Source organism: Clostridium collagenovorans DSM 3089 (assembly GCF_900130005.1).
GTDB classification, from domain to species: Bacteria; Bacillota; Clostridia; order Clostridiales; family Clostridiaceae; genus Clostridium_D; species Clostridium_D collagenovorans.
Map to the genome: position 1 here is coordinate 884,204 of NZ_FQXP01000003.1, position 18,736 is coordinate 902,939.

Annotated in this window: 11 protein-coding genes; all 11 read right to left on the reverse strand. The window is 29.4% G+C overall.

Annotated features, from left to right (window positions below; translation table 11 throughout):
- Positions 1-427: 427 nt before the first annotated feature.
- Complete coding sequence (locus BUA48_RS04155; RefSeq protein ID WP_072830362.1) at positions 428-2,161, reverse strand: NADH-dependent [FeFe] hydrogenase, group A6; 1,734 nt, start codon at positions 2,159-2,161, stop codon at positions 428-430.
- A gap of 14 nt (positions 2,162-2,175) precedes the next feature.
- Positions 2,176-4,056 (reverse strand): NADH-quinone oxidoreductase subunit NuoF, encoded by a 1,881-nt coding sequence (locus BUA48_RS04160; RefSeq protein WP_072830364.1) that lies wholly within the window; start codon positions 4,054-4,056, stop codon positions 2,176-2,178.
- 8 nt (positions 4,057-4,064) lie between these two features.
- Complete coding sequence (locus BUA48_RS04165) at positions 4,065-4,544, reverse strand: NADH-quinone oxidoreductase subunit NuoE family protein (protein ID WP_072830366.1); 480 nt, start codon at positions 4,542-4,544, stop codon at positions 4,065-4,067.
- 523 nt (positions 4,545-5,067) lie between these two features.
- Positions 5,068-7,035, reverse strand: a complete 1,968-nt coding sequence (locus BUA48_RS04170) for a YgiQ family radical SAM protein (protein ID WP_072830368.1) — start codon at positions 7,033-7,035, stop codon at positions 5,068-5,070.
- Between the two features lie 296 nt (positions 7,036-7,331).
- Positions 7,332-7,835 (reverse strand): PaaI family thioesterase, encoded by a 504-nt coding sequence (locus tag BUA48_RS04175; RefSeq protein ID WP_072830370.1) that lies wholly within the window; start codon positions 7,833-7,835, stop codon positions 7,332-7,334.
- Positions 7,836-7,913: 78 nt separating this feature from the next.
- On the reverse strand, positions 7,914-10,250 hold the full coding sequence (locus BUA48_RS04180; protein WP_072830371.1) for an ATP-dependent DNA helicase: 2,337 nt from the start codon (positions 10,248-10,250) through the stop codon (positions 7,914-7,916).
- A 182-nt stretch (positions 10,251-10,432) separates the two neighbouring features.
- Positions 10,433-10,612, reverse strand: a complete 180-nt coding sequence (locus BUA48_RS04185) for a hypothetical protein (RefSeq protein WP_072830373.1) — start codon at positions 10,610-10,612, stop codon at positions 10,433-10,435.
- Positions 10,613-10,885: 273 nt separating this feature from the next.
- Positions 10,886-12,286, reverse strand: coding sequence for an MATE family efflux transporter (locus BUA48_RS04190; RefSeq protein ID WP_072830375.1), 1,401 nt, complete (start codon positions 12,284-12,286; stop codon positions 10,886-10,888).
- Positions 12,287-12,512: 226 nt separating this feature from the next.
- A complete protein-coding gene (locus BUA48_RS04195) occupies positions 12,513-15,755 on the reverse strand; it encodes an ABC transporter permease (RefSeq protein WP_084666042.1) in 3,243 nt (1,080 codons plus the stop codon).
- A gap of 2 nt (positions 15,756-15,757) precedes the next feature.
- The gene (locus tag BUA48_RS04200; protein WP_072830574.1) at positions 15,758-16,462 is read right to left on the reverse strand and encodes an ABC transporter ATP-binding protein; all 705 of its coding nucleotides are present in this window, start codon (positions 16,460-16,462) and stop codon (positions 15,758-15,760) included.
- A 401-nt stretch (positions 16,463-16,863) separates the two neighbouring features.
- Entirely contained in the window at positions 16,864-18,372 is a 1,509-nt protein-coding gene (locus BUA48_RS04205) for a DUF1846 domain-containing protein (RefSeq protein WP_072830377.1), read from the reverse strand.
- Between the last annotated feature and the right edge of the window lie 364 nt (positions 18,373-18,736).

An 18,736-nucleotide genomic window follows, 5' to 3' on the forward strand; every position in this document is an offset into this window, starting at 1 on the left:
CATTTTGACTTATTATTATAATCAATATACTTCTAACTATAATAACTACAATATACTTTTGTATTACCAAGCTTAAAACCCTATATTTTAACATGAATATTTCTAGTTACTTTTCATAATTTTTATGTTCATAAACTTATAATATATGTTCCAATAAACAACCTTCATTGTATTTAGATCTAGTATTTATTATAAAATAAATACTACTCTTATTAGAAATGTAGAATATTAATTAGAACTTATATACACTATAGTATTTAATATACCTAAGTTAATATGAGCTCTTAAAATAAGCTAATGAAAATATTCTAGTAGTATTATTAATAATAAAATAAGCTGTTGTAATAAGAACAATTTTCTTATTACAACAGCTTATTAATTTAATTAGATTATTAATTACTTTATCTATCTCTATCTATATTATTAATTACTTTTTATAATTAACATGAAGTAATTCATGAGCTAAATGACTACTTGGCTCTTCTAAATACTCCTTGTATAATTGTTTAATCATTGGGTTTTCATGTGCTTTTCTAATAGTTTTTTTCGCATCTACAGAGTAAATACCCTTAGTTCTATTTGCAATAGCTTCTAAGTCAGCTTTTATAGATGGTTGTCCTCCACCATTTATACATCCTCCAGGACATGCCATTACTTCTATAAAGTCATAGTTACATTTACCTTCTTTTATATTATCCATAACTATTTTAGCATTTCCTAAAGAACTTACAACTGCAATATTAACTTCTTTACCTTTTAAGTTAACTGTAGCTTCTTTTATACCATCTATTCCTCTTACTTCATGGAAATCAACAGAATCTAATGTCTCTCCTGTTACCCACTCATAAGATGTTCTTAAAGCAGCTTCCATAACTCCACCAGTTACACCAAATATAGAACCCGCACCAGTTGATTCACCTAATGGATTATCAAAGTCTTCTTCTTTCATGCTATTTAAATTAAATCCTGCTTCTTTAATCATTTTAGCAAATTCTCTTGTAGTAATTACTATATCTACATCTTGTATTCCATCTCTACCCATTTCTTCTCTTTTAGCTTCATACTTTTTAGCAGTACAAGGCATAATTGAAACTACAACTATATCCTTGCTATCAACGCCTATTTTTTTACTTAAGTATGTCTTAGCCATAGCACCAAACATTTGTTGTGGTGATTTACATGAAGAAATTAAATTTAAATGTTCTGGATATTTCTTCTCTACAAAGCTAACCCAAGCAGGACAACAGCTTGTTATTATAGGAAGATTTTCTCCCTTAGTAAATCTGTCAATAAACTCAGTTGCTTCTTCCATAATTGTTAAATCAGCACCAAAGTTTGTATCATATACAGCATCAAAGCCTAATGCTTTTAATGCCCCAACCATTTTTTTAGTAGCTACTTCGCCTCTTTCAAGCCCAAATTCTTCTCCTAAAGCAACTCTAACAGCAGGTGCAGTTTGAACAACTACATATTTACTCTTATCTTCAAGTAGGCTCCAAATTTTATGGTAATCCTTAACCTCTGTTAAAGCAGCTGTTGGACAAACAGCTACACATTGTCCACAGTGTGTACAATCTGTTTCATTTAAAGGCTTTTTAAAGAAAGTTGACATAACTGTATCAAAGCCTCTATCTACTGGTGTTAAAGCATTTACCTTTTGCATATCATTACATGCTGTAACACATCTTCTACATAAAATACATTTGTCCATATCTCTAAATATAGATGGTGAACTCTCATCTACTGGATATGTTGACATTGCTCCATTAAATCTAACTCTTTCTATACCCATTTCTGCAGCTAATTTTTGAAGCTCACAATTATTATTTCTATCACAAGTTAAACAATCTTGAGGGTGATCTGAAAGTAATAACTCAACAACTGTTTTTCTTGCTTTAATAGCTTTTTGTGAATGAGTTTTTATACTCATACCCTCTTTAGCTTCTATTGAACATGAAGGAATAAGTTCCCCCCATTTTTCATCCTCTACCATACAAACTCTACAAGTACCTTTACAGTTCCTTATATCTCCGTTATTGCCCATATACATATGACAAAGTGTAGGGATTTTAATACCTAATGTCTTAATAGCGTCTAATACTGTTGACCCTTTTTCTACTTCTACTTCATTGTTATTTACTTTTAAATTTATCATACTCATTGGTTTCACCCCCACTATTTTATTGTAATAGCCTTAACTGGACAAGCGTCATAACAAGATCCACATTTAATACAACTATCTAAATTAATACTGTGTTTAGTTTTAATCTTACCATCTATACAATTTACTGGACATCCCTTAGCACATTTAGTACATCCAATACATTTATCTGTTATTTCATAAGTTAAAAGATCTTTACACACGCCAGCAGCACAGTGCTTATCTTTAACGTGTTCTAAATATTCATTATAGAAATACTGTAAAGTACTTAATACTGGGTTTGGAGCTGATTCTCCTAATCCACAAAGAGATGTATCTCTTATTACTTCACAAAGATCCTTCATATCAGCTAAATCACTTTCAGTACCTTGTCCCTTTGTGATTTTTTCTAATAACTCTAATAATCTCTTATTACCTATTCTACATGGAGTACATTTACCACATGACTCATCTACTGTAAACTCTAAATAGAATTTTGCAATATCAACCATACAGTTATCTTCATCCATTACGATCATTCCACCTGAACCCATCATTGATCCAATTTCTGTTAGTGTATCATACTCAATTGGAATATCAACAAATTGAGTTGGTATACATCCACCAGAAGGTCCACCTGTTTGTACTGCTTTTAACTCTTTATTATCCTTAATTCCTCCACCAATTTCAAATAAAATATCCTTTAATGGAGTTCCCATTGGCACTTCAACTAATCCTACATTGTTAACCTTACCAGCTAAAGCAAAAACCTTTGTACCAGCTGATCTATCTGTTCCTATAGAATTATACCAATTAGCACCATTATTTATTATTTGACATATGTTTGCAAAGGTTTCTACGTTGTTAACACAGGTAGGTTTTAACCATAATCCCTTATCTGAAGTACGAGGTGGTTTCATTGTTGGTTCCCCTCTTAATCCTTCAATTGAGTGAATTAAAGCTGTTGCTTCTCCACAAACAAAGGCACCTGCACCATATCTTATTTCTATATCAAAATCAAAGCCTGTACCTAAAATATTTTTACCTAAAAGACCCATTTTTTCTGCTTGATCCATAGCTATTCTTAATCTTTCTACTGCTAGTGGATACTCAGCTCTTATATAAATATATCCTTGATGTGACCCTATAGCATATCCACAAATCGCCATTGCTTCAAGTACTGAGTGAGGATCTCCTTCAAGTAGAGCTCTATCCATAAATGCTCCTGGATCTCCTTCGTCTGCATTACAAATAACATACTTTATGTCATTTTGAGATCTACGCGCTGACTCCCACTTTCTTCCTGTAGGGAATCCTCCGCCTCCTCTTCCTCTTAAACCTGATTCTGTAACTTCCTTAATTACTTCCTCTTGAGTCATTTCAGTAAGCACTTTTCCTAATGCTGTATATGCTGATGCTCCAATTGCCTCTTCTATACTTTCTGGATTAATTCTTCCACAGTTTTTAAGAGCAATCTTCACTTGTTTTTTATAAAAAGGAATTTCTTTTTTATTTTTTATTCTTTCTTTAGTCTCAGGATGTTCATATAAAAGTCTTTCTACAACCTTGTCTTGCATAATATGACTTTCTATAATTTCTTTAACGTCTTCTGGTTTCACTCTTACATAAAACACATTGTCTGGAACTATTTCCATAACCGGTCCTTCTGAACAGAATCCAAAACAACCTGTGTTTACAACTTTAACCTTGTCACCAATATTTAATCTTTGAATCTCTTTATTTAATTCCTCATTGATTTCATCTGATTTTGATGCTTTACATCCTGGTCCTCCACATACTAATATGTGTCTTTCCTGAACTGCTTCTACAGCCTCATCATTGTATCTTAAATCAACAAGTTTACTATATTGTTTTTTAAGTTCTAATAAGCTTTTATAATCTTTAACTATATCCATATTACTATCTACTCCTTAAACTCATTTAAAACTTTAGCTACATCAGCTTTAGTAAAATATCCATAAACTTTATCATTTACTAAAACTACAGGAGCTATTGCACAAGAACCAACACATCTCAATGTATCTAATGTGTATAGACCATCATCAGTAGTTTGTCCCTCTTTTATGCCTAATTGCTTTTTAAACTCTTCAAGTACTTCACCAGCATTTTTTACAAAACAAGCAGTTCCTGTACAAACACTAATTACATACTTACCTTTAGGTTCTGTAGTAAAATATGAATAAAATGTAACTACTCCATAAACCTTTGAAACTGGTATTTCTAATTTTTTAGCTATAAAGGCTTGAGTTTCTTCTCCTATATAACCATATAATTGTTGTGCTCTATGAAGCACAGATATTAAAGCTGATTCCTTTTCATTCTGCGCATCTATGAATTTTTCTAGTTCTTTAAATTTTGAACAATCCTTGCAAGACTTACACAAATTGCATCCCTTCCTTTTATTTAGTATAAAAAGTCTTTACTTTTTTATTTTGTATGTATAATCAGACTTTCATTTCTTTGAATTTTTAAATAAATAAAAATAAAACTATTTTTTTTATTATTTTTTTTATTATATTATCGTTCCTAGATTATTGTATACTACGTGCTTCAAATTTTCTGTGCTTTTCTACAATTTACACCATTACTTCGAAAATTTTTATACTTTAACGTTAAACTTATAATAAGATGTTATACAGATTTTACCTTATTATTAAGGTCTATGCAAGTTTTTTTTAAGGGTTTTTTATCTTATTTTTCCACATGTTTTGTGATACCTTCATTTTTCTGAATATAACATATATTAAAACTAGTATAATTATGATTTATTAACCCTTTTAATATGATTAAAAATTCATTTATAGAAAAATCCTATTATTCTACCTTTATTGACATCATTATGAAATCAATATTTTAGAATAATAGGATTTTTAACAATCTTTATTTATATAATATAATATGAAAATTTACCTTTTGCTTTTTTTCTTTACATTTCTAATAGTTGGTTTGTTTTTTACTTTTTCTTTTTTAATAGACTTCTCTTTTTTAGAGTTACTACCTTTATTATTTTTATTTGTTCCTTTATTAGTAGTTATTTTTTTACTAGCTACCTTATTATTGTTGTTCTTATTAGAAAGTTCTCTTGGCTTTATTAAACATTTTGGTCCAAAGCCAATTAAATCTTCTCTTCCTGCACTTATTAAGGCTTCTTTTACTAAAGCATAATTTTTAGGATTTCTAAACTGCAGTAAAGCCCTTTGCATAGCTTTTTCATGTCTGCTCCTAGGTATATATACTTCCTTCATCGTTAAAGGATCTAGTCCAGTATAAAACATTGTTGTAGATAACGTACCTGGAGTAGGATAAAAATCCTGAACTTGTTCTGGTTGATAATGTATATCCCTTAAATATTCCGCAAGTTCAATTGCAGAATCTAAAGTACTTCCTGGATGACTAGACATTAAGTAAGGAATAATATATTGTTTTTTACCCAATCTCTCATTAATCTTAAAAAACTTTTCTCTAAATAAATCATAGGTTTTTCCAGCTGGTTTCCCCATGTACTTAAGTACTTCTTCAGAAACATGTTCTGGAGCAACCTTTAGTTGACCACTTACATGGTGCTCTATAAGTTCTCTAAAAAATTTATCATTTTTATCTGCCATTATGTAATCATATCTTAATCCTGAACGTACAAAAACCTTCTTAACCTTTGGTAAACTTCTAACTTTTCTTAATAAATTTAAGTATTCATCATGATCTACATCCATGTTTTTACAAGGTTTCGGATATAAGCATTGTTTGTTTTTACAAGCACCTATTTTTAATTGATGTTTGCAAGCTGGTTTTCTAAAATTAGCTGTTGGCCCTCCAACATCATGTATGTATCCTTTAAAATCTGGTAGATGAGTTATTTCCTCTGCTTCTTTTATTATGGATTCTTGGCTTCTACTTTGCACTATTCTCCCTTGATGAAAAGCTATTGCACAAAAAGAGCAGTTACCAAAACATCCTCTAGAACTAACAATGCTAAACTTAACCTCATCTATTGCAGCTATTCCCCCTACTTCTTCATAAATAGGATGATAGTTTTTCGCATATGGCAAATTATATACTTCATCTAGTTCCTTTCTACTCAGTGGCATTTCAGGCTTATTCTGAACTAAATATTTATTAGCATGCTTTTGAACAACTGTCTTCCCTCTAATTGGATCTTGTTCCTCATATTGAACTTTAAATGCTTCCGCATACTTTTTCTTATCACTACATATATCCTTATATGATGGAATCTCAATGTACTCTGCAACATTATCCAAATCATCCACCAAATAGCATGTACCCGGAATGTGTCTTATGTACTTAGCTTCTAATCCATCATTAAGACAATTAGCAACCTCAACTATTTGCTTTTCACTCATACCATAAACTAAAAGGTCTGCTCCACTATCTATAAGTATAGATTTTCTAACCTTATCGCTCCAATAATCATAATGTGCAAATCTTCTTAAGCTTGCTTCTATACCACCAATTATTATAGTTGCATCTTTAAAGGCTTCTCTTATTTTATTACAATATACAATAGTTGCTCTATCAGGTCTCATACCCATTTTTCCACCTGGAGAGTATAAATCTTTTTCTCTTAACTTCTTACTAACAGTGTAATGATTAACCATAGAATCCATATTACCACCATTAACAAGAAACCCCAATCTCGGTTTTCCTAACTTCTCAAAATCACTTGTATCTTTCCAATTTGGTTGCGCTATAATACCAACTTTATACCCAACACCTTCTAATACTCTTGATATAATAGCAGTTCCAAAACTATGATGATCTATATAAGCATCGGCTGTTACTATAATAAAATCTAGTTCTTTCCATCCTCTTTTTATCATATCTTCTTTGCATATTGGTAAATATGATGCATTTTTCATTCTTTCACCTACTTTGTTTAATTCCTATTTATATATTTATTATCAATATTATAAACTCCATAAAAATAAGCCATCACTTTGTGGAAACCGTACATTTTAAATATCCCTTATCCACTCGATAATGACTAGAACTTGATTATAACATTAATTTTAAAATTCGAAAATACTTAAATAAAAATTTGATTTAAGTTTATTACCTCATATTTTTTTATTTAATTAAATATTTTATGTATATAAAAACTTTTTTATTTTATCTTATCTCACATATACTGCATAATTATTGAAGTGTAAATTTTTTATAATTCAATTTCTTTAGGATCATTTTCTTTTATATTCATAACCCATTCATCTTCTTCAAAATCTGCACCTGTTATTTTTTCTATAGGCATTTTCATGTATCTTCCAAAAGCAGTTACCGCAACATCTCCATTAGGTAAAATAATCTCTCCTGTTCCTTCAAAGATCCTATGATTATTTTTAGTAACTCTTCCAACTATTTTAATTTCTTCGTTCAACGGTACTGGCTTTCTGTATTTCAAACTTAATTCTATAGTAACTCCCCACATTTCAGGCTCTACTATACACACACTTCTTCCTATTGTTTCATCTAATAAAGCTGAGGATATACCCCCATGTAATCTTTCTGGATAGCTTTGATGCTCATCCTTAGGAGTACACAAACCTACCAGTTCTCCATTTTCTAGTTCATAAAATTCAGTTTTTAATCCTATATCATTTTTAAGTCCACATACTATACAAGTCTTAGCATTATTTTGTTTCTTAACAACTTTATACTTCATAACCTTTCCCCCATATTACTTTGATTCTCAAGATAATAATACCATTTTTATTTTTATTTCTCAAATTTTTAAAGCCTTTTAATTCCAAAACTCACTACAATACTTTTCTACGTCTTTATAGCATCGTACCTTTTTATTAGAAATCCATTCGTATGGAAATAACCCTTCATACCTTTTTTGACTATATCTATTATCAAGTAACATTATAATTCCCTTATCATCTTCCGTTCTAATGCATCTTCCAGCTGCTTGCAAAACCTTAATCATACCTGGATATACATAAGCATAGTCGAAACCCTTATTATCCTCTCCATTAAAATAATCTCTTATTATATCTCTATCTAATCCTATTTGCGGCATTCCTACTCCAACTACTATAACCCCTATAAGCTTATCATAAGTTAAATCAATTCCCTCGGAAAAATGACCACCTAAAACACAAAAACCAATATGGGTACTACTATTCTCTTCAGAAAATCCTGAAAGAAACTCTTCTTTTTCTTCTTCACTCATATTATTTTCTTGTATTACAGCATCTACCTTTGGATATGACTCTTTAAATTTAGTAAATATCATCTCCATATATTTATAAGAAGGAAAAAACACCATATAATTTCCCTGCTTAGCTTTAACACATGAATTTATATATTTTACAATCTCCTCACAGGTATATTCTCTTTTATTATATGTAGTAACTATATTATCTCCTATAAGTAGCAATCTGTTTTTCACATCAAAAGGCGACATTAGATTAACTATATGATCCCCCTCCTCTGCGCCTAAAATATCTTTAAAATATTCCATAGGCATAAGTGTAGCGGAAAATATCACTGAGGATATACCTTTTTTCATTTTATCCTGAATAAGCTTTGAAGGATTTACACAATATAGCTTAATTGTAATATCTCCATCTGAATTATCATAAATAGTAACATAATCCTCACTATAAAATTCTGCAATAGCTAAAAATTTGTGTACTTCAAAATATACTTCTAAAAGTTTTTTATTCTCTTCCTTTGATATAGCTAAGTATTCCTCTGTTCTTTCTACGAAAACTCTAAGCAGATTATAAATATCTATAGGCTCTGCTTTTTCTACTATATTATCTTTCTTTAAAAATTCTAGTAATTTTCTTTTTTCAATAAAAAAGGAATTCACATGCTTTAAAGAGTTATTAATTTTCTTGTCTTTTTTAATCATTTCCTTTTTAAGTTCTAATATCATAGCTTTACTTAGCTTTGCCGAATACATTTCTCTTCCTCTATCTATTAAGTTATGTGACTCATCTATTAAAAAAGTAAAATCTGTCTTTTTACCCTCAAAAAATCTTTTTAAAGCTACTCGTGGATCAAAAACATAATTGTAATCACATATTATAACATCACACCACAAAGTAAGATCTAAAGATAATTCAAAGGGACAAAGACCATACCTTTCGCTTATTTCTTCCATAGTCTTTCTTGTAAAATCATGATACTCTTTTAAAATACTTTTTAAAGCCTCATTAATTTTATCATAGTAATCCTTTGCATAAGGACAATACTCTGGATTACAATTAGCTTCATCCATTTTACACATCTTATCCTTTGCTGTTAAGGTAACAAACTTTAAATTTATATTTTGTTTTTTTATAAGTTTAATTGTATTTTCAGCAACTTCTCTTGTTATAGTCTTAGCTGTCAAGTAAAAAATCTTTGATGTATATCCTTCTCCCATGGCCTTTAAAGCTGGAAATACCGTAGATATAGTTTTTCCTATTCCAGTAGGCGCTTGTGCAAAGCACTTTTTTTTATGTACTATACTACTATATACCCTAACAGCTAGGTCTCTTTGTCCCTTTCTATACTCTTCAAAGGGAAACTGTAAACTCTTAATTGAATCATTACGACACTCCATCCATTTGCTTTCTAATTGAGCCCAATACTTATATTCATCTATCAAGTTAAAGAAAAATTCTTCAAGTTCTTTAAACTCAAAGTCTTTTCTTAAATATTTTATACTCATATCTTCTATATTATAGTAAGTTAACTGTATGATTATATTCTCTAAATTGTTTTCTTTACAATATATAAATCCATAACACTTTGCTTGAGCCCAATGCAAAGGATTAAACTCTTCATCAATATTTTTAAGATCTCTTACAGTAGTCTTTATTTCATCTATTACCACAGTATCCTCTTCTATTAAAATACCATCAGCTCTTCCCTCTATAAATATATCTATTCCTTCGTAATTAAACTTAAACTTCAATGGAACCTCAGCACTATAATTTTCCTTATAGGATTTCTGAATTTTTTGATGTGCTCTAGTTCCTTCAATAGCTTTCACTGAACTAACATATCTATTATCAATACTTCCATGTCGCATTATAAATTCTACTAATTCCCTTACGGAAATTTTAACTTCTTTTTTCATAGTTTTTCACCTAATCATCTTTTATTATCATCTTACAACCTATATTTTATCATATAATTTACAATACTTTGTTATTAACAGTAATTTTTCACTTATTTTATCTTATACAAAATACAAAAGGATATTTATGGTTACCTTCACAGCTTTGCTTATAACCTATAAATATCCCTTTAAGTATTCTTTTATTTCTCTTGCCTTTTTAAACATTCATTATTAAATCTAAACATCAAAATAAATGAAATTATTATTCCAATAAGTGTAATAGTTGTCATTCCCCATTGTCCTAAAGAAAAAAATGAATCAAAAGCTATCATTAAAGCTCCCATAATTGCCGCTAAAACAACTCCTAATAACTTATACATTTCCCTATCATCCCTTTATATTAATTTATTAACCTTTATTGAACATATAGTAAACTAAAGTTTATTTATTTTTTATTATAATTTCTTTTCCATAAAATTACAATAGTTTTTTACATTTTTTTCTAATAAATTTTCCATATACTTTAAAATAATCTGTATTTATAATTTACCAATTTCATAGTAAAACTATACATTTTTATTTTAAATTTACATAATAAAAAAGAAATAAGTTAAGAGTAACTTACTCTTAACTTATTTCTTTAATTTATCTCATTATTTTGAGGTCTGAACTTCACTTGCTATTTTATCTTTTTCAAGTCCACTTAATGCCTTCTTATAAAATACTATAAAGCATGTTATAGTTGTTAAGGCTGCTAAAATATCTGCCACAGGTTCAGCTGTTAAAACCCCTTGTAACTTTCCAGTCATTGTTGTTGCAAAGGTAGGAAGTATAAATATAAGCGGTATTAATAATATTATCTTTCTTAGCAATGCCAGTAAAAGAGATATTTTTGCTTGTCCTAAAGCTAAAAAAGTATTTTGACAAGCTGATTGAGCTCCAAAGGCAAATATACCTGCAAAGTAAATTCTCATACTCCATGTAGTTATTTGTACCAATTCAGGTTTATTATTAAATATTCCAACAAGTAGTTCTGGGAATATCATTACTAAAGCAAACATAAATGTAGTAAATGCTAAACAACACCCTAGTAACAACTTAAATGTTTTCTTTACTCTATCTATATTTTTAGCTCCATAATTATAACTTATAATAGGTTGAGCACCTTGAGCTAGTCCCATAAGTGGTAACATTATAATCTGCATTATACTACTCATTATAGTCATTGCACCAACAGCTAAATCTCCACCATAAGCTGATAATTTATTATTTAATGATATTAGAACTAAGCTTTCTGTAGCTTGCATAATAAAGGGGGATACTCCTAAAGCCATAATTGATGTAGCTACCTTTATATCTGGAATCATGTATTTTTTTCTTATCTTCAAGATACTTTTCTTACCAAATAAGAAACATAATACCCATATTGCAGATACTAACTGTGCTGTTATAGTTGCTAAAGCTGCTCCTTTAACTCCCATATCAAATACAAATATAAATATTGGATCTAATATTATATTTATAGCTGCTCCAACCATTACAGTAACCATTCCTGTTTTTGCAAAGCCTTGTGTGTTTATAAAAGGATTCATGCCTAAGGCTATTTGAACAAACACTGTTCCTATTAAATAAAGTGTCAAATAATCCTTCGCATAACCTATAGTAGCTTCACTTGCACCAAAAGCCCATAAAATAGGTTCCTTAAACACCAAAAATATAACTGTTAAAATAACAGAAATAATTAATAGCAACGAGAAACTATTACTCATAATCTTCTCAGCACCATCATTATTATTTTCACCCATTTTAATTGCTACAAGTGGAGCCCCACCCATACCTATAAGAGCACTAAAAGCTGATACTATCATTATAATCGGAAATGCAACACCTACACCAGCCATTGCTATTTCACCATTTGGTATCCTACCTATAAATATTCTATCAATAATGTTATACAAAACATTAACTAGCTGAGCAATAATAGCTGGTGTTGCTAGTTTCAAAAGTAATTTGCCAACACTTTCTTTACCTAAGTCAGTAGTACTAGTTGACATTAAGATCTCCCCCTTGTTTCTTTATTAAGTTATTTTTATTTAATAATTATTTTCAATAAATCGTATTATAATATACCACTACTTATATTACTACAAAATCCTTTCAAATAAAAGCTTTGTGAATCATTATTCATAAAACTTTTATTCAAAGCTCTAAAAACACAAATAAGGAAAGTAATTCTTTTAAAACTACTTTCCTTACTATATCTTCACTGCACTGGCAAGTTTAGTCTACAGACTTCAAAGACTCCACCATTTGCACCTTTTTCAATTTATAATACATGAACCAATTAACAATCATACCAAAGAGTATTGTCATTATAGTTGCATATACATAACTCATGAAATTCATAGTTCTTCCAAACATTAAATTCTCCATTTCAGCTGTTACAATAATAAACTTATGAAGGAATACTCCTAGACCTAATCCTGCTAAAGCTCCTATAGCAGTAAGAATTATATTTTCTCTAAATACATATGCTGATACTTCATTATCATAAAACCCCAAAACTTTAATCGTAGCTATCTCTCTTATCCTTTCACTAATATTTACATTAGTCAAATTATATAAAACTACAAAGGCAAGGGCACCAGCTGCAAATATCAACACTAATACTACATAATTAAGACTGGTCATCATATCTCCAAAGGTATTTTTCATATGAGTATTAAAGTGAATAGAACTAATATTTCTTAAGTTTGAAAGATCCTTAGTTAAATCCTCTTCAAAGTCCTTATTTTGCTCAGTAGTATTGATTAACATTTGATTAAACTTAGGGCTTTCTCCGAATATAGCTTCATAGTTTTTAGGAGTTATATACACATAGTGACCTATATAATTTTCAGCTATAGCAGTAATTTTAATAGCTTTTCTTTCTTTATCATCATTTTCTAAGTATATTTCATCTCCAACCCCAAGTTCTAATACCTTACTAAGCTTTTCTGTAATTATAACGCCCTCTTCTGACAGATTATATTCATTTCCTTTTCTTCTATCTCTAAGTTTAACAAATTCGGAAAGTTCCTCACTTTTTTCTGGAACAAGTAAGGTTGCTGATTTTTTATTTTCATCTTTCCATACATTTATATTTTTTGATTTTATATTTAATGCTCCAGAAATTCTATTATCTTTAGATATATAGTCTAAAGCTTCATTTTCACTTTCTGATGCAACATCTCGCTTATAATTTACTGTTCCATTGTATTTATAAACATTTTCATATTGATTGCTTACAACTGCACTTATTGAATCCTTTAACCCGAATCCAATTAAAATCAAAGCAGAACATCCCGCTATACCTATTACAGTCATAAGAAATCTCTTTTTATATCTAAATATATTTCTTGAAGTAACCTTTTTTATGAAACTCATTCTATTCCATATAAAAGGTATTCTTTCAAGTAAAATTCGCTTTCCTTCTTTAGGTGCTTTAGGTCTCATAAGAAGTGCTGGAGTTTCTATTAACTCCTTATAACATGCAATTAATGCTGATAATATTGTTATTGATACAACTGCTATAGTAGCAGTAATAACAGAGGTCATATTTAGCTTTAATATAAGCTCAGGAAGTACATATGCCGTAGCATAGGCGCTAAATATTATTTTAGGAAACAATATATATCCTATTGAGGAACCTACTATACTTCCTCCTATACTAGCTAAAGCAGCATACACAAGGTACTTTAAGACTATAGAAAACTTATTATATCCTAGGGCCTTCATTGTTCCTATGTTAACTCTTTGTTCTTCAACCATTCTAGTCATAGTTGTTAAACAAATAAGTGCCGCTACTAAAAAGAATATAAGAGGAAATATTTTAGCTATAGCTTCTATACTACTAGTAGAATTACCAAACTCCATAAAACTATAGTTAGCTTCTCTATCTAATACATACCACTGTCCTTCATGTATGTTAGCTATATCTAATTCTCCATCCTCTATATCATTTTCAGCTTTTTTTATTTGCTTCTCTACTTCATCTTTATTTTTATTGTATTCTTCTTTGCCTTTTTCTAACTCTCTTTTTCCAGCCTCAATTTCACTTTGAGAATTGGCAAACTTAGTTTCTGCTTCCTTCTTGCCCAAAGCTAAATTATTTCTTTGTTTTATAAGTTCCTCTTTTCCTAAGCTTATACTTTCAATTCCTTTAATCAAACTATTTTCGCCATTATAGAACTCTTGCTTTTTAGAAGCTAGTTCAGCTTTACTACCTTCTACCCTACCTCTAGCTTGTTCTAAAATACCTTCAAGCTCTTTGATTTTTTCTTCCAACTCTTTTTTTATTTCTTCACTAAGATTACCTTGTTCTAATTCTTTTTTAAACTTATCAATACCCTTTTGTATTTGAGTTATTAGCTCTTCACCCTTTTTTATTTCTTCTTCGGCTTCTTTAAATTTCTGTTCTGCAGTAGCCTTATTAGCATTAAATTCATCATATTTACTTTTTAACTCTTTTTCCTTTGCTAATAATTCTTTTTCTCCCTCTGAGATTTTTTTATCTGCATCTTCTGTAGCTATCTTAAAGTTTTTCTTTGCAGTGCTTAATTCACTTTCTCCCCTTAAAAGTTTAGCTTCCGATTCCTTTATTTTATCCTCAGCTTCCTTTAACTTACCTTCAGCTTCTTCTTTTTTTTCTTGAAGTTGCTTTTTACCTTCTTCTAGTTTTTCCTTAGCACTATTTACAATTTCGTCATATCTTAAATTAGCTCTATATTCCCCTAATTTTTCTACTTCTTTCTTTGTAGGTAATATAGCATTCTTATATTGATCATCATAAGAATTAAAGCTCTTAGCTCCTTTAACTGTAGCATACATTTCTGTATAGGCTTCAGTATTAAAATCCTCTTGTGGAATCATTGCATATGTACCTACAATACCATTACCTATAGAACTACTTCCTTTATCATAGGAAATATAATACGGACTTTTTACTTTTCCAACCACAGTGTATTCCGTATACTTTAAACTGCTACTAAGATCCTCTTCATTAGCTCCATAAAATTTAATCTTACTTCCTATATTAAGTCCCATGACACCTTGATTTTCAATTACACATTCACCTGATTTTTCTGGCAATCTTCCTTCAACTAAAGTTGGCCTATTTATATAATTAGGATTATCATCTTTAATTTCTTTTGTAGGAAGTCCATTTAACCTAGTTACAATCTCCGAATTACCTACCTTCATAAGAACATCTTTAGAATATGTAGGAAAAACCCCTTCAACTCCTTCTATGTTTTTAATAGCTTCAGCATCATCATCTGTTAACCCTAAATTACTAACAAGATAAATATCCATTAAATTATTATCATCATAATATTTATCCGCTGTTATTTGCATATCTGGTGATGCCGATTTAACTCCTGTGTAAAAGGAAACACCTAATGCAGTTATTACAAAAATTGAAATAAATCTGCCCAAAGACTTCTTTATTTCTCTAAAAGTATCCTTCAATAAGACATTTTTCATAATTACCACTCAATCCTTTCTATAGGAACAGGTTCTGAGTTTTCAACTATGCTATTTACCCTTCCGTTTTTCACCGTTATAACTTTATCTCCCATAGGAGCTAAAGCTAAGTTATGAGTTATTACAATTACTGTAACGCCCATATTTCTATTAGTATCTTGAAGCAATTTCAATACTGCTTTACCTGTATTATAATCTAATGCGCCCGTTGGCTCGTCACAAAGTAAAATCTGAGGATTCTTAGCAAGAGCTCTTGCTATTGCTATTCTTTGTTGTTCTCCCCCTGATAATTGAGCTGGAAAGTTATTTCTTCTTTCCTTTAATCCAACCGCTTCTAATACTTCTTCAGGATCTAAGGGATTTTTACAAATCTGAGTGGCAAATTCTATATTTTCTAATGCAGTTAAGTTTTGTACTAGATTATAAAATTGAAATACAAATCCTATATCAAATCTTCTATAAGTAGTAAGCTGTTTTGAATTGTATGCACTTATATCCTTTCCTCCCACTGATACTTTCCCACTACTAGGAACATCCATTCCCCCTAGTATATTTAATATAGTACTTTTCCCTGCTCCACTTGGACCTGCAACAACTACAAACTCTCCTTTATTTATAGAAAAATCAACTCCATCAAGAGCATTGATTTCCACTTCCCCCATTTTATAAGTTTTTCTAACATCCGAAAACTCAATATATTTACTCACTAATTTCTCCTCCATGATACATCCCCTCTTAATTTTAGAGAGCTTTATAATTAATATTAGTTTTTGCCCTAAACTACAAATTATATTATTCTACTTTAATATTTATATATTTTTAAGAAATTGTCAATTACATAAAAACAGTGTTTCATTTTATTTAACATTATTAAAAATAATTTTATTTATAAAAAGTCCTTTACAAATATACTTTTTATGTCTATAATAAATATACTTAGCCCTAAATATAATAATTTGAATTGTATGAATAATTATATATATTTATATTAAAATTATATATTAGCATAAAAAAATCGGTTATTACTGTTAATAATAACCGAATAAATACCTTTTTATTTATTTGTTTTGTTTATTTATTTTTATTTGTTTTAATTACTATTTTAGATTTAGTTGTTATAATATAAGCTTTCAGACGGATATTCAGGATCACATGTTATTTCTATACCTAATTTTCTAAATGTATCTTCATCATGTCTTCCTAATATTGCTGTAGAATGTCCTTGACAACCTTTTAGTAATTTCAACTTCTCCATAGCAACTTCAGCTGTTGGATTAGTTGCTGCACAAATACTTAAAGCAATTAATATTTCTTCACAGTTTAAAGCTATATTTTTGCTTCCAAAAGTCTTAGACTTTAAGTTTACTATTGGTTCAAGTACAACTGGTGAAATAAGCATTATTTCATCTGCTATATTAGCTAAAGCTTTTATTGCATTTAAAACTGCAGCTGCTGATGCTTCCATTAACTTTGAACTTTTACCTGTTAGTATTTTTCCATCTGGTAGTTCTAATGAAACTACTGGACATACTTCATTTTTAGATGATTTTTCTTTTAATTTAGCTGAAACTTCTCTAGCAGGTTGAACTACTTTTCTATCTGTTTCTTTTAAATTTAGCTCTTCCATAATCAATTTGACTCTTTGAGATGTTTCTTTATCAACATATCCCTTTTTATATTCACAGTTTGTTTTAAAATATCTACTTATTATTTCTTGTCTAGATGCCTCTTTAACTACCTCATCATCAACTATACCATATCCAACTCTATTTACTCCCATGTCTGTTGGAGACTTGTAAATAGATTCTTCACCTGTTATCTTTTCAATTATTCTTTTAAGAACAGGGAATGTTTCAATATCTCTATTATAATTTACAGCCATTTTATTATAAGCATCTAAATGGAATGAATCTATCATATTTACATCCTTAAGGTCTGCTGTAGCTGCTTCATATGCTATATTAAGTGGATGCTTTAAAGGTACATTCCATACTGGGAAAGTTTCAAACTTAGAATATCCTGCAACCTTTCCTCTTTTATATTCATGGTAAAGCTGACTAAGACAAGTTGCTAATTTTCCACTTCCTGGCCCTGGTGCTGTAACAACAACTATAGGTTTTGTTGTTTCTATATAAGGATTCTTTCCATAACCTTCATCACTTACTATAGTATCAACATCTGTTGGGTATCCTTTTGTTGCTTCATGCTTATAAACCTTAATTCCTCTACGTTCAAGCTTGTTAATAAAGATATTTGTTGCTGGCTGCCCATTATATCTTGTAATTACCACACTATTTACATCTAGTTCATATTCTCTTAAGTCATCAATCAATCTTAAGACATCTACATCATATGTAATACCAAAGTCGCCTCTAATTTTATTTCTTTCGATGTCTCCTGCATAAACACAAATTACTATCTCAACCTTTTCCTTTAGCTTATGTAGTAATTTTATTTTTGCATTTTCGTCAAATCCAGGTAATACCCTTTTAGCATGTAAATCAAATAATAATTTACCCCCAAATTCAAGATATAACTTGTCATAGTTATTAACTCTCTCTAAGATATATTTTGATTGTTCCTCAAGATATTTCTTATGATCAAATCCTATCTTCATTTTAACTCCTTTCACGATAAAAAATCTTTATCATTATAAATTATTCATATATGTTAAATCATATTTTTTTATTATTGCATATTTTCATTTCATTGTAAAATATTTTATTTCTAAATTCCCTGGATTTATTAAAAAAATCTCATTTTTAATCTATTATTTCTTTATATTATATATAGTTTTATAAAAATTTTATTCTATTCATAATATAGAATTTTATATAATATTTTTTTCTTATACCAAAGTATGATTAAAAACCTCATTTAGAAATCTCTTTATAATTATAACCTAATAAAATAAATTTTACCTATAATTCAAATCTTATAAAATATATTTTTCTTTATTTTTTTTATTTTCCAAAAACTAC